Source organism: Peribacillus sp. SIMBA_075 (assembly GCF_046534585.1).
This window is the reverse complement of sequence record NZ_JAWRYN010000983.1, coordinates 1-258: the sequence shown is the minus strand read 5'-3', so window position 1 is coordinate 258 and position 258 is coordinate 1. Positions and strand designations below refer to the sequence as shown.

Sequence of the window (258 nt, the reverse complement as noted above, 5' to 3'; positions counted from 1 at the left end):
CTAAAGTCACGGAGATCTATGAAGGCACGAGTGAAATCCAACGCATCGTCATCAGCAAACAACTATTAAAATAATTGGGGGAAATGACACAATGAACTTTCAACTTTCTGAAGAACATAAAATGATCCGCAAAATGGTACGCGACTTCGCGAAAAACGAAGTGGCACCGACAGCAGAACAGCGCGACGAAGACGAAAGCTTTGATATGAAAATTTTCCATCAAATGGCTGAACTCGGGCTTACTGGCATTCCATGGCC

The 258-nt window shown here is 43.4% G+C and carries 1 protein-coding gene; it reads left to right on the top strand.

Annotation, left to right across the window (positions count from 1 at the left end; genetic code table 11):
* Nucleotides 1–91 precede the first annotated feature (91 nt).
* A partial coding sequence (locus tag SB775_RS31215) for an acyl-CoA dehydrogenase family protein (protein ID WP_410865158.1) occupies nucleotides 92–258 on the top strand: 167 nt, incomplete at its 3' end.